The sequence below is a fragment of the Vibrio bivalvicida genome (assembly GCF_001399455.2).
GTDB classification, from domain to species: Bacteria; Pseudomonadota; Gammaproteobacteria; order Enterobacterales; family Vibrionaceae; genus Vibrio; species Vibrio bivalvicida.
Window position 1 is genome coordinate 136,273 of the sequence record NZ_LLEI02000021.1, and the last position, 19,203, is coordinate 155,475.

16 protein-coding genes are annotated in these 19,203 nt (G+C 44.2%); 7 read left to right on the top strand and 9 right to left on the bottom strand.

Annotated elements, in window-relative coordinates; genetic code table 11:
- Positions 1-23: 23 nt before the first annotated feature.
- From APB76_RS05940 to APB76_RS05955, 4 genes are read right to left on the bottom strand one after another with little or no spacing between them, the layout of a single operon-like run.
- Positions 24-1,595, bottom strand: coding sequence for a BCCT family transporter (locus tag APB76_RS05940; protein ID WP_049844616.1), 1,572 nt, complete (start codon positions 1,593-1,595; stop codon positions 24-26).
- A gap of 28 nt (positions 1,596-1,623) precedes the next feature.
- Positions 1,624-2,748 (bottom strand): mandelate racemase/muconate lactonizing enzyme family protein, encoded by a 1,125-nt coding sequence (locus APB76_RS05945; RefSeq protein WP_049844617.1) that lies wholly within the window; start codon positions 2,746-2,748, stop codon positions 1,624-1,626.
- A 53-nt stretch (positions 2,749-2,801) separates the two neighbouring features.
- Entirely contained in the window at positions 2,802-3,977 is a 1,176-nt protein-coding gene (locus APB76_RS05950; RefSeq protein ID WP_054961137.1) for a UxaA family hydrolase, read from the bottom strand.
- Positions 3,977-4,321 (bottom strand): UxaA family hydrolase, encoded by a 345-nt coding sequence (locus APB76_RS05955; RefSeq protein ID WP_054961136.1) that lies wholly within the window; start codon positions 4,319-4,321, stop codon positions 3,977-3,979. Before APB76_RS05955 ends, APB76_RS05950 begins: the two co-directional genes overlap by 1 nt.
- 199 nt (positions 4,322-4,520) lie before the next feature.
- On the opposite strand from APB76_RS05955, the gene APB76_RS05960 reads away from it, so the two are divergent.
- From APB76_RS05960 to APB76_RS05970, 3 genes are all read left to right on the top strand, one after another.
- Positions 4,521-5,213, top strand: a complete 693-nt coding sequence (locus APB76_RS05960) for a GntR family transcriptional regulator (protein ID WP_054961135.1) — start codon at positions 4,521-4,523, stop codon at positions 5,211-5,213.
- Positions 5,214-5,564: 351 nt separating this feature from the next.
- Complete coding sequence (locus APB76_RS05965) at positions 5,565-6,260, top strand: phage tail protein (protein ID WP_049844621.1); 696 nt, start codon at positions 5,565-5,567, stop codon at positions 6,258-6,260.
- Between the two features lie 37 nt (positions 6,261-6,297).
- A complete protein-coding gene (locus tag APB76_RS05970; protein WP_235431328.1) occupies positions 6,298-7,212 on the top strand; it encodes a tetratricopeptide repeat protein in 915 nt (304 codons plus the stop codon).
- Here APB76_RS05970 and APB76_RS05975 read toward each other — a convergent pair.
- Positions 7,209-8,123: a LysR family transcriptional regulator gene (locus tag APB76_RS05975; protein WP_054961134.1), complete on the bottom strand. Its 915-nt coding sequence runs from the start codon at positions 8,121-8,123 to the stop codon at positions 7,209-7,211. The genes APB76_RS05970 and APB76_RS05975 overlap by 4 nt on opposite strands.
- 125 nt (positions 8,124-8,248) lie before the next feature.
- Between APB76_RS05975 and APB76_RS05980 the strand changes: the two genes are divergently transcribed.
- A complete protein-coding gene (locus tag APB76_RS05980; RefSeq protein ID WP_157633187.1) occupies positions 8,249-9,358 on the top strand; it encodes an alkene reductase in 1,110 nt (369 codons plus the stop codon).
- A gap of 203 nt (positions 9,359-9,561) precedes the next feature.
- A complete protein-coding gene (locus APB76_RS05985; protein ID WP_054961132.1) occupies positions 9,562-10,989 on the top strand; it encodes an NAD-dependent succinate-semialdehyde dehydrogenase in 1,428 nt (475 codons plus the stop codon).
- 70 nt (positions 10,990-11,059) lie between these two features.
- Here the strand turns inward: APB76_RS05985 and APB76_RS05990 are convergent, their stop codons facing one another.
- Complete coding sequence (locus tag APB76_RS05990; protein ID WP_049844626.1) at positions 11,060-12,721, bottom strand: methyl-accepting chemotaxis protein; 1,662 nt, start codon at positions 12,719-12,721, stop codon at positions 11,060-11,062.
- Positions 12,722-13,093: 372 nt separating this feature from the next.
- Positions 13,094-13,864 carry a DUF4344 domain-containing metallopeptidase gene (locus APB76_RS05995; protein WP_054961131.1) on the bottom strand — a complete coding sequence of 257 codons (771 nt, stop codon included), beginning with the start codon at positions 13,862-13,864 and terminating at the stop codon, positions 13,094-13,096.
- Positions 13,865-14,083: 219 nt separating this feature from the next.
- Between APB76_RS05995 and APB76_RS06000 the strand changes: the two genes are divergently transcribed.
- Complete coding sequence (locus tag APB76_RS06000) at positions 14,084-14,719, top strand: CatB-related O-acetyltransferase (RefSeq protein WP_054961130.1); 636 nt, start codon at positions 14,084-14,086, stop codon at positions 14,717-14,719.
- Positions 14,720-14,810: 91 nt separating this feature from the next.
- The gene (locus tag APB76_RS06005; protein ID WP_054961129.1) at positions 14,811-15,167 is read left to right on the top strand and encodes a YibL family ribosome-associated protein; all 357 of its coding nucleotides are present in this window, start codon (positions 14,811-14,813) and stop codon (positions 15,165-15,167) included.
- A 61-nt stretch (positions 15,168-15,228) separates the two neighbouring features.
- Here the strand turns inward: APB76_RS06005 and APB76_RS06010 are convergent, their stop codons facing one another.
- Complete coding sequence (locus tag APB76_RS06010; RefSeq protein ID WP_054961128.1) at positions 15,229-18,111, bottom strand: alkaline phosphatase family protein; 2,883 nt, start codon at positions 18,109-18,111, stop codon at positions 15,229-15,231.
- A 142-nt stretch (positions 18,112-18,253) separates the two neighbouring features.
- The gene (locus APB76_RS06015; protein ID WP_054961127.1) at positions 18,254-19,120 is read right to left on the bottom strand and encodes a nuclear transport factor 2 family protein; all 867 of its coding nucleotides are present in this window, start codon (positions 19,118-19,120) and stop codon (positions 18,254-18,256) included.
- Positions 19,121-19,203 lie beyond the last annotated feature (83 nt).

Below are 19,203 nucleotides of genomic sequence, written 5' to 3' on the forward strand. Positions count from 1 at the left end.
ATTTAATGTTAAAATATGCTCGGTTAGCTCTCGACGTTGAGTTGCTGAAGAGGTGCTTCTTGTTCTGGTACTTCTGAAACTGGCTTGCCATCTTCCACCGGGTTAGCAATCCATTTAAAGAAACCATATAGCATAATAAATATAACAACCATCAGAGGCAGAGAAGTCACGATAGCTAGAGTCTGTACTGTGCTTAATGGGGCATCGATGAACATCATCGCAAGTGGTACTGCGGCGAGAATCATACACCAGAACAATCTTAGACTGGTTGGTGGGTTAGCATCTTCATCAAGTTGGTTAGCCACTGTTGTCGCAAGAGTGAAAGAAGCTGAATCTAATGTTGTAGCTAAGAATAATGTCGACATTACAGCAAAAATCAGGATGAATACCGAACTAAATGGCAGCGTTTTAAGCACCGCGACAACGGTTTCCGATCCACCAACATTGGATAGCATATCCGTGACGTTAACAAGTTCATTCAAATGTGTGCTCATACTGTAGCTGCCAAGCACGCCAAAGAAAATGAAACAACCAGCGCTACCACCAAGAACCATACTGATGATGACTTCTTTGAGAGTTCGACCACGTGACACTTTAGTCACAAACAAAGCCATAAATGGCACGTAAGTCATCCAGTAAGCCCAGTAGAACACTGTCCAAGAGGTTGGGAATGAACTACCTTCAATTGGGTCAGTCCACAAGCTCATACGGACAAAGTTTTGTAGCATCAAGCCGTAGCCATTGGTCATCTGATCAATGATGAAAGAGGTTGGACCAACAAGCAGTACTAGAAGGACAAAAACAACAGCTAACTTGGTATTCATATCGCTAAGTTTCGCCATACCTTTCTCGATTCCAACATACGAGCTCACCGTAAATAGGGCAGTAATAGCCAGCATCAATGATACATTCATACCAAAGCTACTCTGAACGCCTAGTAATTCAGCAATACCTTCCGTCACCATGGGCACGCTTAAGCCTAGAGTGATTCCCATTGCACCAACACAGCTAAAAATAAAAATAGTATCAATGATTTTTCCGACAACTGGGTTGTAGTATTTCCCCATGATGCTCTCGCATACAGCGCTCAGTTTCAGCTGAGGGTTTTTACGTACATGGAAGGAGTAGGCGACAGGTAATGAAGCAATGCAGTAAAGAGACCAAGCCGAAATACCCCAGTGAAACATGTTGTAACTGGTTGCCCATTCTGCGGCAGTGGTTGAAAATGGTTCAATACCCATTGGTGGTCCCATGTAATAATAAGCCCATTCTACGAATGCCCAGTAAACTGTCGCTGAGCCCAAACCCGCGCATATCATCATTGCTAAGTAGGTAAAGAATGAGTACTGAGGTTTGGCTTCACCAAGCCTAATACTGCCGTGTTTACCAAAACCTAGCCAAGCAAGGATAATGACGCTAAAAAAACCAAACAGAAGGAACACTTCGCCAAATTGCTCAGTGAGAATGATAAATAGTTTTTTTGCGATAGCATTGCCTTGCTCTGGATAGAGTGAAAGCCCTGCGACGATTACAAATATCGTCGTCAAGCTTATCATCATCAAAGGCTTATCTATCTGTCTATCTTTATGTTTCATATTGGATAATCCCTGTAATATTAATTATTTAATAAGCATCGGTACGGAATTTCTCGATGATGTCGTCATTGAGCTTAATACCGAGTCCTGGACAGTCTGGTACGGGGACGAATCCGTCTTGAAACGGAAGTCGATTGGTGACCAGATCAGTAAATAAGGGGCTGGAACTTTGTGAATATTCCATCAAGGTTCCGTGTTCACAGGCCGCTAGAAAGTGCACAGAAGCCGCGAGCAAAATACCTGTGCTGAAACCGTGAGGGACAAGTTGCACTCCGTGCAGTTGTGATAAATCATAGATCTTCTTCATCTCAGTGATACCGCCACATCGAGTAATGTCGGGCTGTACGATGTCAACTTGAGAACGTTCGAGAAAGTCTAGGAACTCATAACGAGTGGTCAGTGACTCACCACCAGCCAATTTAGCTTCTGTTTTGGCAGCCAGTTTTGCATAACCTCTAAGATCATCGGCAAGAACAGGTTCCTCAATCCAATTGAGATTAAAAGGTTCTAGCTTCTTACTCATGTATGCCGAATGGCCTGATGTGCGCCATTTCGATGCAAGATCGATCTGTACTTCGATATCATCTCCGACAGCTTCTCGGACATGCTTAACGATTTGATAGTCGAGTTCTGGGTCGTCACCAAATACACCGCCGCCGAATTTGATGCTAGTAAAGCCTTGCTTGACCAGACGTAATGCAATGTCTCGGTTTTCTTCAGGTTTGCTAGCTGGGATAAAAGTTCCGTAAGCCCGAATACAGTCACGATATTTTCCACCTAGCAAGGTATGGACAGGTACATCGTAAAATTGGCCAGCAATATCCCAGAGCGCGATATCGATCGCGCTGATGGCATGTATCCCAGCCCCGCGGCGTCCTACATAGTTGGAAGCCCAGTACATTTTGTTCCAAAGTCGCTCTATCTCTAGTGGGTTCTCACCGAGTAAGAGTTCTTTCAATCCATAGCAATAGAGGTTGGAATGGGGCGTTTCGATACAAGCTTTAACGACAGCAGGTGAGCTATCCGCTTCACCGATGCCGACAAGCCCATTATCGGTGTGAACTTTGACGATCACGGCGTCCTGACCCCATTCGCAGGCCTCACCATTCTGTGGGACGCGAAGACATATCACTTCAATATTAGTAATTTTCATTGGTTTTCCTCTTAAAGGTGTATCCTTTAGAGTGCTGACTTGTTTTATTGAAATTAAACCGATTGCTTGCAGAGAAGCTGCTCTAGTCTTTGGTCTTTCTGATACAGAGAGCAGAAGGCATAGCCAACATCCTCGATGGCGGTTTTTTGGCCTTGAACGACATTATCTAGTTGCTCTAAAACTCGTTCACTTGCTTCAACCACGCTTAGTGTGGCCGACATAATGCCGCTAACATCGACGTCAATGTCATCAGTGATTTGGGCGCTATTACCACTGACTCGAATAACAGGGACGATCGGATTACTGAATCCAGCTCCACCCGTTGTCCAGAGAATGACGTGCGCGCCTAGGGCCGCAAAATGCATCCCTGAACCGCCACACAAATGCGTGACTTCAGAGAGATAAAAGCCAGGTTGGGCTGGTTTCTGAATGCCACTTGGGTTGATTTCAAGTACATCCTGAATGGGTTTAGTCCCCGTTTTATGCAACGCACCAAGGGCTTTTTCTTCTAGTGTAGTGAGACCACCAACGCTATTGCCGATGCTCATTGTTTCTACGTTAGTCCCGTCGATATGCCAGCGGCGTTCCTCTTCAGCAATCAAGCGCTCCATTTTGTCTGCAACATCTTCATTCACTGCTCGTTTACGGAGGATTTGCTCACAGGTAATCAATTCGATTAACTCACCAGCAACACAAGTTGCACCCATTTCAACAAGTCGATCCGCCGCCTTTCCTACTGAAGGGTTTGAAGCAATCCCTGAACTGGTATCTGATCCTCCGCACTTGATCCCGACAATCAGTTCGGAAATTGGTGTTGGCTCCGCCTTTACTTGATGAGCCATATTGACAAGTTCATCAACAATCTGAACGCCTTCATTGATTGTTTGTCGAGTACCTTTAGATTTGATGATAGAAAGACTAAAAACGGGTTTCTTAGCGTGTTTTATTGGTGTCGTGATAATCGTAGGGTCAATGCTGCCACAGCCCATATTCAATACCAGTACACCCGCAATATTTGGGTTTAGTGCGGCACCAATCATGACGTTAACCATCTCTTCATTACCACCATACATACAGGTGTAATGGTTGGTTACAACGACACAGTCGGAGATCTTTTGTTTGATTGCTTGAGCAATACCTTCAGCACATTCATCAATTGCTAAAATCAAAATGTGATTACGAATGCCGACTTGACCGTCGGCGCGTCTATAGCCTTGGAAAGTTTTCATTATTCACTCTCGATCTGCATTTGTTGAATGATCTGTTCAATGATGGGGGCAGGAATATCAACGCGAGTACTGCGCACGTTTTGTACATGAACGAGATCGCCGAGATGGATCCCGGCGCAGGTTAATCCGATCGGATAACCACCTTTGTTTACGATTGTGTGGTTTGCAAAATTCCTAAGGGCAATCTTATTGCCAAATGGAATGGCTTGAAGGGCGGTGTATACACCGATCACTTTGCTCTTATCATCAATGATCTCTACTTGTTCTCCCTTACCTACGTCTGAGAGTAAGGTTGCAACGTTGTCGGAGGGTGACAACTTTATCGCCTTTTTAAAATTGCTCATATTCTTACCTATTGTAGATTGTCGGACAATCGACCTGATGACAATTATACAAATTATTTATGAATGAAATGAGAAACGGATCATGGATATATAAAAACTGGTGTTTTTTGTCGGATTGTTAGACAATCGTCACTAAATTAAACAGTACAAGTAATCGCTAATAAATGCTGCTTTGCAGTGTGTAATTAGTTGATTTAAAATGATTAAGCTTTGGTTTTTAACGGGTTTAGTGATGGTGAAGTTCAATAAAAGCAGTTTAGAAGATCAGGCAGTCGGCTATTTGCGAGACTTGATCCTGAATGGCAGCTACAAAATGGGTGAGCGAATCGTCGAGAGTTCACTAGCAAAAGAGTTGGAGCTCTCGCGAAGCACTATCCGAATGGCTTTGAATACTTTGTCTCATGAAGGGTTAGTAGTGCAAAAACCTTATGCTGGTTGGCAGGTTATTGAGATAAATGAGCAAGACTTGTGGGAGATTTACCACCTGAGAGTGGCGATTGAATCACGTTCTGCTTGGCTTGCGGCGATAAAAGCCGATGATGAGAACAAACAGCAGCTTAAGGAGCTAATGGCCGATTTCGAAAAAGTGGCCAAAACAGACAATGTCACGACTCAGACTTTAAGTAAATACGAACTTGAGCTGCATTCTTTGATTGTTGCTATGAGCCACAACAGCCGATTCGTTAATATCTATCGTCATGTCTCCAACCAAATGTTGCTGTTTTTTAATATCGACTTGGCAAGCCACGAGCCTGCCAGTATTGTCGATGCGCACAAGCCTTTGGTCGATGCGATCTGCAATAATGATCCTCAGGCTGCGGCGTATCATGCCGAAGAGCATATATCTACGTTCAAGGACGTTGGCGATAAGTTTCGCGAGCAAAACCCCTAAATCAATTTATGTTAGCCTTTCTAGAATAGTGAGGCTAACTAGTAAATAGATTGTTTGTCGCTGCTAAAGGCTTCATGCTTTTAAGAGGTAATTCTATAATCCGACTCTAGGCAATATGCACGAAAGCTAACCTACCACAAATTGTCTCATTACCGCATAAATCCAACCTATACTGTAAAGGTTTAGTTTTATTGATTTTGTTGTCAATAAAGGTATTGTTAGAGCGGGCTCATTACAAGGTGTTGATTTGAAAAATAAATCTTGATTTGAATGAGTTGCTCTGATTGTTGTTTTGATAGCGTCAATAAATAGCTAGCGTTTAATAAACCTGACAATGATGGGAGTTGAGTTATGAACCCTTGTATAAGAAAACTGGTTCTCACCGGAGCCTTAGTACCTTCGTTAATGTTTAGCTCTAATGCATTAGCGTGCAGTGATACCCCTCTTATTGGAACTATGTGTGCGTTTGCTGGGAACTTCGCACCTCGTGGATATGCCTTGGCTCAAGGGCAGCTATTAAGCATTTCACAGAACACGGCTTTGTTCTCTATCTTGGGAACCACCTACGGCGGAGATGGGAGAACGACGTTTGGTTTGCCAGATACCCGTGGTCGCGCTCTGATAGGTGCAGGAACTGGACCGGGCCTAAGCAGCTATTCACTGGGTGCTCGTGGCGGTGTTGAAAGCGTCGTTCTTACTCAAGATCAAATGCCTTCTCACACTCACACGGCTTCCACTCAGATGTCTGGTGATATCGATGTCGATGGCGTGATCAGCTTACATGCGTTTAGTGGTAATGCAAGCGAGAAAAGCCCAACAGGCAATGTATTGGCAAAAGGGAAAAGCAAATCTATGTACTCTGCGGATGTACCAGATGTCGACATGAGTCCTGATTCAATATCTTTTAGTTTGGTTGCCTCAAATAATCTCTCCGCTTCGACTACAGTTGATAGTGCTGGTGGCGACCAGTCTCACGAGAATCGTATGCCTTATGTCGTGGTGAACTGGATTATTGCGCTACAAGGTATTTTCCCAACGAGAAACTAGTTGAATGATAAATATTATAAATAAATGTTTTGGGCTGATGATGCTTAGCCTAGTTTTTACGTCGTTGAGTTATGCAGAAGACCAGAAAGAACAGCTAACGCGAGCTTATGATGCGCTTGCAATTGAAGATTACTCGTTATCGTTCGGCATGTTTGAGCGTTTAGGACAGAAGGGATCTTCCGAAGCGCATTTCGCGTTAGCGCTGTTCTATAAGTTCGGCTGGGGAGAGGTTAAGCAAGACTTAGAGCAGGCTTGTCATCTATTTTCGGTCGCGGCTAAAAAAGGTATACCCGCAGCGCAACAAGAGTACGGTTTTTGCTTATTGCATCACGAGTCCAGTGAAAATCCGAGTGATTGGTTTGAACTGGCTTATGAGAGTGGCGTTTATGAAGCGGCCTGTGATAAGGGCCGATTGTATCTAGGCACAAAATGGTATGTACCCAACGTGCATAGCGCGATTGAATGGTGTCAAAGAGCGGCGGAGAGAAATGCAGTTAAAGCTCAGGTGACGCTAGGAGACATCTATAGTACAAACCATAAAGTGTTTGATGCCGCGACAGCAGAATACTGGTATCAGCAAGCGATTAACAATCGTTCGGGAGATGCAGCATATAAATTGGCACTGCTTTACTTAGAAGCGACCGGAGAAACTCAGGGAGACGAACATAGTTCGAACAAAGCTCTCTACTTCTTCGAAGTGGCGTCATCGTTGAAATTGGAAAAAGCTTACCAACCGACCGCTCAGTTGTATTGGAAAAAATTGCAGCAAATGGATCAAGATGGTTCACAGATGATGGCGAAAAGTTATCTTTGGGCTAAAGCCGCGCAGCAAGTGATGCCGAGTGACGAAACGGCACTTCTACTGGATGAGATCGAACGTGAAATACCTCCTCAGTGGAAGCATAAACTTGACACCCAAGTTGAAGCGTTTCTCAATAATAAAGAGCACTAAACGCGACTAAACCTCTCAATTAAAAAGTCAATAAACAGCCGGATTCTTTTTGGTTGGTACTGCCTGCTTAGATAGATAACATTTAAGTCTGCACCCGCCGAAGAGGTTGAGGCATTGAAGTTCTTCATATAGCCATTCAGCAGTGTCACTAAACGCTGCTGTTTGATGTCTTCTTGCACATCAATAACCGATTTCAGCGCAATTCCTGCACCTTCGAGTGCCCACTGGCGTATGACCTCACCATCATCAGAAAAGCGTTTTGGCACCACAGTAATCGCATTGTGTTTGTCATCGTCTTGAAAGTGCCATGTCTTGAGCTCTTCATTACTTCTCACCATAGCTAAACAGTCGTGATTGGCTAGATCTTGTGGCGTGATAGGCGTCCCTTTCTTCGCTAAGTAGGTTGGAGAGGCACAAAGCACTCGTCGACTTGGTGCTAGCTTGCGAGAGATAAGATTGCTATCTGCAAGTTCTCCATAACGAATCACGATATCCAATCCAGACTCTGCCAAGTTAGACAAGTTATCATTTAGGTAGAGGTAGGGAATCACTTCTGGATACAGTTCACTGAACTCAGATAACATTGGCGAGATGTATTGTTTACCTATATCTCTGGGCGCTGAAATCTTTAATGTTCCGCGTACTTCTTTGATACCCGTTTGAAGCAGGTTTTCTGTTTCTTTGACGCTGTCGATGATTTCAAGACAAGCCTGATGATACATAGCGCCCGAATCAGTCAATGAGATGTGCCGAGTACTTCGATTGAGCAGTTTAACGCCATAATGATCTTCTAATGCTTGCAATCTTGCCGTCACCGTTGCTGGCGATAGACCGAGTTCTCTCCCAGCGGCCGCTAGCCCCTGATTTTTGATAATGCTGACAAACAGTGTCATATCGGAAAACTTGTCCAACCTTCTCTCCTTTACTTTTATTATTCGGTAAATACGAATAATCAATTCAAATATTACTCAATTATCAAATTTTATCGAGGTAATAAACTAACGGAACGAAAATAGATATCAAGGAAACCATGATTATGTCAGCAAGCAAAATCTTTCAACCAACCCAGCTTCAATCCCTTAAACTACAAAACCGTTTGGTAATGGCACCAATGACTCGGGCGCGAACCAGTCAGCCGGGCAATATTCCTAATCAGATGATGGCGACTTACTATAAACAACGAGCCAGCGCTGGATTGATCATCTCCGAAGCGACTCAAATCTCAGATGACTCGCAAGGTTACTCATTCACCCCAGGGGTTTATATCGATGAGCAAGTCGCTGGTTGGAAGCAAATCACTCAAGGCGTTAAGCAGCAAGGCGCTGCAATGTTTTGTCAGCTATGGCATGTTGGTCGAGTCTCACATCCTGTGTTTCAAAACGGTGAGTTGCCAATAGCACCTTCGACATTAAAGCCAGTTGAAACGCAAGTTTGGATTGCCGACGAGCAGGGCAATGGCAATATGGTGGACTGTGTTGAGCCAAGAGCTATGACGCAAAAGGACATTGATCGCGTGGTTCATGACTTTGCCAATGCGGCGAGGCGGGCTGTTGAAGCAGGCTTTGATGGTGTCGAAATTCATGGCGGCAATGGCTATCTTATCGACCAGTTCTTGCGAACCAACTCCAATCATCGTACAGACAACTATGGAGGTAGCAGAGAAAATCGCCTGCGCTTTTTATTCGATGTTGTCGATGCAGTCAGTGCTGCTATCGGTGCAAATCGCGTTGGCGTGAGGCTTGCTCCCTTTATTACCTTTAAAGATATGAACTGCCCAGATATTGTGCCAACAATTTTGCAAGCGGCGAAACAGCTTCAAGAAAGAAACATCGCCTACTTACATCTGTCAGAAGCGGATTGGGATGATGCCCCTGTGATACCAGAAAGTTTCCGCATTGAACTACGCGAGTATTTCACCAATACCATTATCGTCGCGGGAGGTTATACCCTAGAAAGTGCGAATGAAGTGCTTGAGAAAGGTTATGCCGATCTGGTCGCGTTTGGGCGTCCGTTTGTCTCTAATCCGGATTTGGTTGAACGCTTAAAATACAGGCAGCCGCTAGCAGAACTCGATGGTTCAACCCTATTTGGTGGTAATGAAGTTGGCTATACCGATTACCCCAACTTACCGGGAGCCAGTATTTAATAAATACAGCATTGAATGCACAGAGACCTTTCGTAATAAAAACAGTTCACGAGTAAAAGATCTGCCCTATCAATATTTGATAGGGCTTTTTACGCAATTTATATTATCAAAAACAGTAAATGCTATTTACGTTTAGCTGACGTAAAAGCCAAGTGCAGTATGATAGATAGTAAGGACTACGCGCTTATCCATAAGGAATTACCATGCAGTTACTCACTAATCAGAGTTTTGTCTCATTCATGGCAGCAGATAATGACCAAGGTCTTGAGGTCACAAACCCTGCGACGGGTGAAAGTTTAGGCTTTGCACCTATATCCACTGAGCAAGACATAGTTGCTGGTATAGAGAGAGCACATTGCGCTCAAAAAGAGTGGGCGATGCTACCTGCTAAGGCTCGCTCGAATATGCTGCAACAGTGGTTCCGATTGCTGTTAGATAACAAAGATGATTTAGCAAGATTAATGACTCTGGAGCAAGGTAAGCCTATTATCGAGGCCCAAGGTGAAGTGCTCTATGGTGCGAGCTTTATCGAATGGTTTGCTGAAGAAGCGAAACGTACCTACGGTGAGACAATCCCTTCCCCTAGTCGAGACAAGCGTTTGGTGACTATTAAGCAGCCCATTGGAGTTGCATGCGCAATAACGCCGTGGAACTTTCCTATCGCGATGATTACTCGCAAAGCTGCCCCAGCTTTAGCGGCAGGCTGCAGTTTCATTGTTAAGCCTTCAGAATTGACGCCTTTATGTGCGTTTGCGGTGGTTGAGTTAGCGTATCAAGCCGGAATTCCACGCGATGTGTTGCAAGTCGTTTTAGGCTCTGATCCTAAGGAAGTGGGGGCGATCTTTACCTCTCACCCGTTGATTCGTAAGCTCTCTTTTACTGGCTCAACTCAAGTCGGTAGCATTTTGATGCAGCAGAGCGCTTACGATATTAAGCGCACTTCAATGGAGTTAGGAGGTAATGCACCATTTATTGTCTTTGAAGATGCTGATGTTGATGCAGCAGTTGCTGGAGCGATGGCATCTAAGTTTCGTAATGCAGGGCAAACCTGTGTGTGTGCCAACCGCTTTTACGTTCATAGCAATGTGTATGAGGAGTTTGTCGCTAAGTTTGATGCGAAGGTACAAGAGCTTCAGGTAGGGAATGGGCTTGATAAAGGGGTGAATATAGGGCCTGTAATCAGCAGTTCAGCCAAGCAAAGTATTCAAGCACTCGTTGATGTGGCGATTCAGCAAGGCGCTAGCCCCGTTTCTCCCCCGAGGTTGTTAGATGGGTTATTCATGCAGCCATTGGTACTGAAAGATGTCTTACATAGTATGGATATCGTACAGCAAGAAATCTTTGGCCCTGTTGCCCCAGTGATTGCATTTGATAATGATGAGCACCTGATCGAGATGGCGAATGACACCATCTACGGCTTAGCGTCTTATTTCTACAGCCAGAATATCCATCGTGTTTGGAAGATTGCCGAAGCACTCCAGTACGGCATGGTGGGTATTAATGAAGGGATCATCTCGACTGAAGCTGCTCCATTTGGCGGAGTCAAACAATCGGGAATTGGTCGTGAAGGAGCCAAAGTTGGTATTGATGAATATATGGATGTGAAGTATCTCTGCTTTGGTGGCAACTAAGCAGAGTGGAGCGGTTAAAAAAGTAAAACGCCCTAACCGTTCGGTTTAGGGCGTTTTTTTGCGTTGCTAGCTAAACTGAAAAGCGGTCGACCAGCTCGTAGAGCTCATTGGCTCTGTGGTTAAGCTCTTGGCTCCCTGAGCGGTTCTCGTTCGCCAGTTCGGCAGACTTGGAACTCTGGTCAGAGATAACAACGATACGTTCTGATATCTCTTGGCCAACTAAACTTTGCTCTTCGGTTGCAGTCGCAATCAGCGAGTTCATGTCCATGATAGTGCCAATAGATTCTTGGATTTGAATTAGGGCTTGAGCTGCTGCATTGGCTTCTTCTACGGTACTTGCACCACGTTGTTGGCTTGACTCCATGGCTTTGACTGCATCATCTGAAGCCGCTTTCAGTTGCTCAATCATCTGATGGATTTCACCTGTACTGTCTTGAGTGCGGCTTGCTAGCTTGCGAACTTCATCTGCTACTACCGCGAAACCGCGACCTTGTTCACCTGCACGTGCTGCCTCAATAGCCGCATTAAGTGCCAACAGGTTAGTTTGCTCAGCGATATCTTGAATCACTTCAAGAGAAGATGAAATGTTTTGCACGTCGCCTTCTAAGCGCGAGATCACACTATTCGCTTGAGATACCTCTTCAGCCAAGGCTTCAACTGACTGTGCTGCGGAGTTTACAATGCCCTGAGCTTCTTTGGCGTTGTCGTCAGCTTCTTTGGCTGAGTCCGCTGCTTGGCTAGCATTATTTGAGATTTCACTTGCAGTTGTTGTCATTTCTGTCATTGCAGTGGCGACTTGTTCAGTCTCTTCACGTTGCCCTGTTGCAAGTTCATCAACTTTTGCAGCACGCAGTGACATGTTGTTAGTCTCAGAAACAACCTGTTGGCCCACATTACTAACACTGCTAATAATGGTTTGCAGGCTTGCCACAAAGGCGTTGAAGTTTTTACTGAGTTGCGAGAATTCAGGCGCTGTGAAGTCATCCATACGCGCTGTGAGATCTGCATCCCCGCTAGCAAATGAGCGAATAGATTCATCAAACATCTCAAGTGGTTTCATAATGGTACGGTTTACAGCAACGGCGAACACAGCAACAATACCAGCGATGACTAAGCAGAAAATAATAATCGCAGACAAAGTGGTTTGCAGAGCGTTGGTGGTTGCATTTTCCATTTCAGCGATAATTGCATCGATGTCATCAGTATAGAAACCAGTTCCGATCATTAAGTCCCATTCAGGAATATAGATAGAGTAGCTGAGTTTAGGTAACGCGACCGTTTCACCTGGTTTAGGGAAATAATAGGTTGTAAACTCACCAGTTTTGGCATTACGAATTAGGTCTTGGATAAGATAATTGCCTTGCTTATCTTGCAAGTTCCAATAGCTGTCACCAATGCCTTTTTCGCTGCTGCCTTGGACTCGGCGAATACCTTTGGAATCGTAACCAAAGACATAGCCTGTTTTACCATATTCTAGCGTTTTTAGGGTTGGATAAGCTTCTTCTAAGCTTGCCCCTCGGTTGAGGAAAGGTTGAACCGCCGACTTTGCCATTTGAAGGTAGTTTCTAAGCTCCGCTTTTTTCATGTTCATCATGTTAGTGCGGGTTACTTCAATCTGCTGCTCATTGAGTTCGGTGGTTTTCATATAGGTAAAGCTAAGCATACCTAATGCAATGACTAGCAGCGGAACCAGTGCCAAAATGTAGAGGCGGCTACGAATAGTAAGACTCATACAAACATCCTGTTATTAGTAATAATCGCTTCTTAACTTAAAGAAAAACTTGGTCGTTCTCCATCTAAGAAAAGCGCTTGTTTATTGGAATCATGCTTATAGACCCAAATGTATATCTATAAGACTAGCCAATTTATCGACAGTTGACTGTGAATCTTGAGGGGTTTATAGGTCTAATTGGTTAGACATTAGTAGAATCAAGCGTAAATATTGATAATGCTCTCACTTAGTCTTGTCTGTCAGATACTTAGTTGAAGAAAATCTAGTGCTAGCAAGAGTGTTGCCAGCAATAAAATAAATCGGTGTTTGTAGTTGTAGCTGATTCGCAGGTATTAGGTAGTCTTACTCGATAACTATAAGTGCGTACCACTATTATTCAGAGGCTTCTACATTAAGATAGTTGTGCCAATTCTGGGCGACATGCTGGTATTGGAATACACAGAAGTCTTTGCGATCAGCAAGATAGTCATTTTCCACTTCGTCGAGCAAGTTTTGATGTTTTTCTGGGTTGCTGCCGTACACTAAACAAAGCGTTGAAAAGTAGCGTTGTAAGTCGAAGCTGTGTTCATCAATGTACTCGCCAAACTCATAGAAATCGGGCTTATCTTCTGATTCAAAAGCAAACATATCCGCTGCGCTAATGGCGGCATCTTCACCGTTTTCAACGTATTCAATCATCATCACGGCGGCAAAGTTATCTACGGCATCTTCTTCTTTGCCTAATATAGGGATATTTTGATCGGCAATATAAGCGTGTCCAGCTTCGTGAAGCAAGGTGTGAAGGACCGTATCCATCGCTCCAAGCTTGGCTGGTTTTCCGTACTTTTCGTCATACTTGTTGTTTTTAAAGTAATCCAACGCCTCTTGATAAAAGTGGTACGGCATCTGCACAAGGTGTTTTTCCGGATCGTACAGCGGCCCATCTTCGCTGCCATACTCTATGGTGAGCGTTTTGTTGAAGGGGAACAGGTCGTCAGACAGGTCAATGAGAGTTTGATTAACGCCACTTTGTTCAATCTCTGATTTCAACTTAGCTTCAGCGCTACTGTTCGGCTCAAGATAACGGATAGTGACGTTGTCTGATGCCGAAAAAGCCTGAGCAGAGAAAGCGAGCATAGGCAGCAGCACTAGGCGCAAAAACATAAATCTTCCTTATTATTCTTATACATAAATAAACTCACTTAATACTGACATAAATTGTAAGCTTTGGCTTATAGTTTGCGCACAAAGGAGTCTTAACATGAAAACTCTACCACTATTAAAACAACCTCGAGTGCAAATGGCGTTGTTTAGTTTGAACGTCTAAACAACGCCACGAAAATTCGTTCCGTGGCAAAATTAAATTAATCAGAGGAATTTGTCATGACAAAAAAACATTGGTCTAAATTTCAGTTACTTCATGAAGTGGTCAGTAACGAGAACATCCATATAAAAGGCACCCACAGCTACTACAGTGATTGTTGGGATAATGGATTTGAGCAATCTGTTGTCCGTTACTTGCATGGTGATGAGATAAGCAAGCAATGGGAGCCACGTTGGAAAATAGACCAGCTTTATATTGGTGATTATGTTTGCATAGCTGCTGAAGCCGTTATTTTGATGGGGGGGAATCACAACCATCGAGTCGACTGGTTTTGTCTCTATCCGTTTCTTGATGAGGTTGAACGCTCTTACCAAAGCAAGGGCAACACTATCATCAAAGATGGAGCGTGGATTGGCATGCGAGCAATGATCATGCCCGGTGTCACTATTGGTGAAGGTGCCGTAATTGCCGCGAATAGCGTCGTGACCAAAGATGTTGAACCATATGCCGTGGTCGGTGGGAATCCTGCCAAGCTAATTAAATATCGCTTTGCATCTGAAGAAGTGGCAAAGTTGTTGGCCATGAAGATTTATCAGTGGGATGAAGATAAGTTCTCAGCACTGCAAAGCTATCTAACTCAATCAGATTTTCAACGATTGGAACGGGCTATTAATCGGTACGATCAATCTCGCTAGTGAAAAATTGAACTGAGTGATTATAATTAGGGCGGTGAGTGGGCTTATGCTACACTCCCCGCCCTTTTCCATTTCTTTATGAGTGTGACCCATGAGCCTTAAGCAAGAATTACAAACGATCAATAACCGTCTAGACAACTGCAAACGCAAGCTAGAGGCAGCAAAAGGCCGTGGTGACCAAGAAATGATCACCAAATTTACCAATGACATCGACAAACTGACCAAAAAAGCCAACTCGATGAAGCATAAGCAGAGCTACGACATGAACAAAGAGCGTAAGAGCCTTTTGGATATGCCGTTTTCTCGTGAGATCACGAAAACAGAACAAGCAGACATGGGTAAACTGAAGAAGTCAGTGAAAGGCCTTGTTGTTGTTCATCCGACGACCAAGCTAGGTAAAGAACTTCAGCTAAAGGTGATGACAGGTTACGCACCGAAGAAGTTTTAATTGGATTCGAGATTTAAAAAAAAGCGCCGAAATGGCGCTTTTTTACTTTAAAATCTGACTGTTATTGAATATCTAGCTTTTTGAGTAGAGAAGGGTAACCCCAGCCGTTTTCACCTTCTACTACAGCTTCACCAGTTAAATACTCGAATAGTGTTGGTGCTAATGAACCATTAGCTTCTGACTTTAGTGGTATTGCTTGCGATCCAATGGGGGTTCCCCAGAATCCGATGAAGGCATCTTTTTCAAGGTAGCTTTCACCTGCGTGTCTCCCTGGAACTTTAGTGTTGTAGCCAATGCCTTCTCTAGGGAATAAGTTAATGGTTCCTGCTCTATCTTCGGCATATAGTTGCGCTAACTGAACCACAGAGTCTGGTCTTGGCGTATAGTGTGTTAACTCTCGCCATTGATCCCCATTACACCAAGTTTGACTGTCTTCTAAGTTAGCCCGATGGAGACACTTTTCTACTAGATAAGCAAACCGATTAAGCCCAGAATCATCTGGTATAGGAAGATAAGGGTTGAGAGATTTGACATCGAGAAGTCGAACCATCGCGTTATCACTGGTAATACTCCCATAGTAATAACGCTCTCCTTGCTTGATGACCTGTTCGTCATACCTGACACCATCGCGATTTGCTACCAATCGAACTCGACACTGCTTTTCATTGCATGTTTGCTCGCGAACGGCCAAGTAATCCAATGTGTCATCGAGGTAGCTAAGTGACTCTGAGACAATGTCGACCGTTTGGCTGTCAGGTGCATTAATAGGGCGCCAGTTTATAAGTTCGCTATAGATAGGTTGGCTTGCCCATCCTTGTTGCGAGTTAAATAGGTCGAACATAAAGTTGCCACCTGCGGTTGAGGCAACCACCACATCTGTCCCTTTATTGCTAGGATAATTCAAAGCGTTAGTAATCTTTGGCCCTTCTCCTTCATCTGAAGATATTTTCCTAATAATCAGTGGGTAGCCTACCTCTTTCTCTAAAGGCCCGAAGATGGCCTTTTCTGGGTTTAGTGTGTAATAGACAGGCGCTAAGCCATGATCGCCAGCGATTCCCCACAGAGTTTGGTCGTAAACACCTGCATTTTTGTAACTTTGTTCTACTCTGCTAATCCAGTAATCAAGCCTGTTTAGTTCACCGGTCGGCATAATGATTTCGTCACTAAAAGGGCCAACAAAGTGAGCGAAATGATCGGGCCATGGGTTGTAGATGAGTGTGAAATCAGGCATACCTTGGCCGTCTAGTTGGGTGTAATTTGAGATATCTTGCTCAATCTTCCATTTGCGAGTTAGCTTGGTGTAGAAGTCCCACCTTGGGAGTTGTTGGTAGGAGGCTATGTTGTCAATGAGTGACTGACGTTGCTTGGTGAGTACAGTTTCAACTTTGGCGCGCTCATCTAACTCTTTTAGACAACGCTTTTCGCCGAAATCCCTGAGGGCTTCCCCCGCCCCGAGATTGACCAAGCCGTCATAGCTAGTATGTGCGTTCCAATCATATTGCGCATTGCAGTTAAGCGTTTTCAAGTGCACAAGTCGATCAAACATGGTCTGCACCTTATTCGCTTGCATCAATCGATCAAGTTGCAAGGCATCGTTGCCGAAGAAGTAGTAGGCTCTATCTTCGTGGCGATCAACAAAGTGGAAGTTAGGGATACCTGTCCCTCTTTTTCCCGAAACTTTTGCTCCTGTTTTTATAATCGGTAGGTTACGCACACTGATGGTAGGAGTAGAGGAAACACCAGTACGGGAAATTGACGCTTTATTCTGCGCGTAGAATTTTTTAAAAAAGGGTAGATAGTGCGGGTCATTATAGGTTTGCTCAGAAAGGATTTCTAAGAAACGAACATCCTGTTGGTGCTCTGGGCTTGACTGAGCCAGTGGCGTGTTGAGTTTCTCATGCTCCACATGGCGGCTGTATGCGTAAGGAATAAATGGCTTACTCTGGTCAACCAACCCTTCCATCAATCCTTGCTGTAAACCATCCACTGTGATTTGAACGGCGAAACGTCGTTCTTGTTGAGACTGAAGAAAATCAATGGCTTTGTTTGGTTCATTATCAAAAGCGTTTTGTAGCCAGTCGTTAAGGCGCTTCTGTCTTTCGTCTTGATAAACGAATTGACGATACGCTTTGAGCACATTTAAACGCACGAAATCAACTAGGGTAATGGTTAGAGCTTGGGCTTTGTTATTGGGCAGTGATGCGCGTTCAGGAGCGTCATCTGCGACAATCGCCAGTAAGGCATTTTTCATTTCACCTTCGTCCATCCCTGAGGCCGCTTGTTTGAGAATGCTGACCACAATCGGTTGGACTTTTGTCACTAGAGCGAGATCCTGCGGTGATTTTGTGAGATAGGTGTATTGCTGAGGAAGACGTTCCATATCTTGCCATTCGCCAATCTGAATTAATGCGTCGTACACAGTCACCATGGCTGCGACAAATTCCCCATCGATCTTTAAGCCTTCTTGATGTGCTTGATCTTTGGCATGCTGCTTTTTTTTAGGCTGATGATCGTTAGTGAGTTGAAACAAAGAATGTTCGAAGCCTTCAAGTGTTTTCTGATCATAGACAGTTTGGAGGTGCGATTTAAATTTGTCTCCATTCTCAATTCCGGTATAGCGATCGTAAAACTGATAGAGAAAGTAACCGAGTGGTATGGAGTAGGTGGGATCCGCTATTTGGCCCATCACTCTTGCTTTCGTTCCAGTATCTAGAGGTAGTGTAAGTAAGTAGGTTTCAAGGGTCATCCCGCCGATGGTAAATAAGGTCATATCACGAGCGAATCGGGTTGAGTAGGAGAAGGAGTTAACGATTTGGTTTTTGAGAACTTCGGTTGAATTGAATAGCCCACCGACAAGAGGCGCATTACCAACCTCGGCATAAGTTGGTGACGAAAATGCGCTAGCTAACGCAAATGAAAGGGTTGTCGCTTTGGACCAAGTCATTGATATTGCTCTCATTCATTCCATAAATTATCTACATTGTGGCATTAAAGTATGAGAGTGCAAGGTTTCAAGGTGAAGTAAAGCGACTGTTTTTGTTTTAAGTGATAGTCGTGGCGCAAGGGAGACTTGCGCCATAGACAATTTAATTTTTGAACCCAAACTTACCGTTGTGGTTTTTCCATTGACTTTTAGGCGCGATGGCTTCGACAACATCCCAGTGTTCGACAATCTTACCAGCTTCTAGTCTAAATAGATCGTAGAATGAAGTGTGCTTTCCGAGGAATTCGCCCTCGCTGATGGATAGAACGAAGTTACCTTGACCAAGAATCAAATGGTTTACATTGTAAATCATAGGGGTACCAGCTTCTGCAAGTGCGTTGAGAGCCTTACCTAAACCGCTTAGGCCATCGGCTACCATAGCGTTGTGCTGGATGTAGGCACTATCTTCATTAGCGATAAACTGATTGATTTTTGTCATATTTCCATCGATCAAGATGGTCTGTACAAAATCAGTGACGATCTGCTTATTCTGTTCGGTTTTCTCTATATCTACCACTTGTGTCGGACCATCGAGCTGAGTACGGCCACTGGGGTTTTTGGGCATAATGGTTTGCAAGTTATCCCAATGCTCGACGATTTTCCCGTCTTCGAATCGGAACACATCAAATCCTACTTTAGGGCCAAAAAAGTTGTATTCGGTGTGGGTGACGGCGTAGTCACCGTCTTCAAATGCACGGACTACATTTGCTTTCGCACTACCTTCTGGTAAGGCCGCCATAACTTCGCCAAAACCGGCTAGGCCGTCACCAACTGCCAGATTATGCTGGATGTATTTGTCTGGGTTGATATAGCTAATTGCTGTGTGATCACCAGTTTCAATACTAGAGATAACGGCAACTGCTTTTTGTGTTTGACTCAGCTCTGTTACCTCTGGCTGTGTAGCGCATGCGCTTAAGCTTACCGCTGCAGCAACAAACGTGGTTGTTTTTAATGTTGTTAGCACTTTCATCCTAATGTTCCTCAATGTTGGTTCGAGAAACATGTTAGGGAGTTCGGGTTAGCTGAGCATTGTGGATCTAAGATAAAAAATGG

Excerpts from the sequence above, each read along its gene's own strand:
- APB76_RS05940 (WP_049844616.1), bottom strand. The coding sequence starts at position 1,595 with ATGAAACATAAAGATAGACAGATAGATAAGCCTTTGATGATGATAAGC.
- APB76_RS05945 (WP_049844617.1), bottom strand. The coding sequence starts at position 2,748 with ATGAAAATTACTAATATTGAAGTGATATGTCTTCGCGTCCCACAGAAT.
- APB76_RS05950 (WP_054961137.1), bottom strand. The coding sequence starts at position 3,977 with ATGAAAACTTTCCAAGGCTATAGACGCGCCGACGGTCAAGTCGGCATT.
- APB76_RS05955 (WP_054961136.1), bottom strand. The coding sequence starts at position 4,321 with ATGAGCAATTTTAAAAAGGCGATAAAGTTGTCACCCTCCGACAACGTT.
- APB76_RS05960 (WP_054961135.1), top strand. The coding sequence starts at position 4,521 with ATGATTAAGCTTTGGTTTTTAACGGGTTTAGTGATGGTGAAGTTCAAT.
- APB76_RS05965 (WP_049844621.1), top strand. The coding sequence starts at position 5,565 with ATGAACCCTTGTATAAGAAAACTGGTTCTCACCGGAGCCTTAGTACCT.
- APB76_RS05970 (WP_235431328.1), top strand. The coding sequence starts at position 6,298 with ATGATGCTTAGCCTAGTTTTTACGTCGTTGAGTTATGCAGAAGACCAG.
- APB76_RS05980 (WP_157633187.1), top strand. The coding sequence starts at position 8,249 with ATGTCAGCAAGCAAAATCTTTCAACCAACCCAGCTTCAATCCCTTAAA.
- APB76_RS05985 (WP_054961132.1), top strand. The coding sequence starts at position 9,562 with ATGCAGTTACTCACTAATCAGAGTTTTGTCTCATTCATGGCAGCAGAT.
- APB76_RS05990 (WP_049844626.1), bottom strand. The coding sequence starts at position 12,721 with ATGAGTCTTACTATTCGTAGCCGCCTCTACATTTTGGCACTGGTTCCG.
- APB76_RS05995 (WP_054961131.1), bottom strand. The coding sequence starts at position 13,864 with ATGTTTTTGCGCCTAGTGCTGCTGCCTATGCTCGCTTTCTCTGCTCAG.
- APB76_RS06000 (WP_054961130.1), top strand. The coding sequence starts at position 14,084 with ATGACAAAAAAACATTGGTCTAAATTTCAGTTACTTCATGAAGTGGTC.
- APB76_RS06005 (WP_054961129.1), top strand. The coding sequence starts at position 14,811 with ATGAGCCTTAAGCAAGAATTACAAACGATCAATAACCGTCTAGACAAC.
- APB76_RS06010 (WP_054961128.1), bottom strand. The coding sequence starts at position 18,111 with ATGACTTGGTCCAAAGCGACAACCCTTTCATTTGCGTTAGCTAGCGCA.
- APB76_RS06015 (WP_054961127.1), bottom strand. The coding sequence starts at position 19,120 with ATGAAAGTGCTAACAACATTAAAAACAACCACGTTTGTTGCTGCAGCG.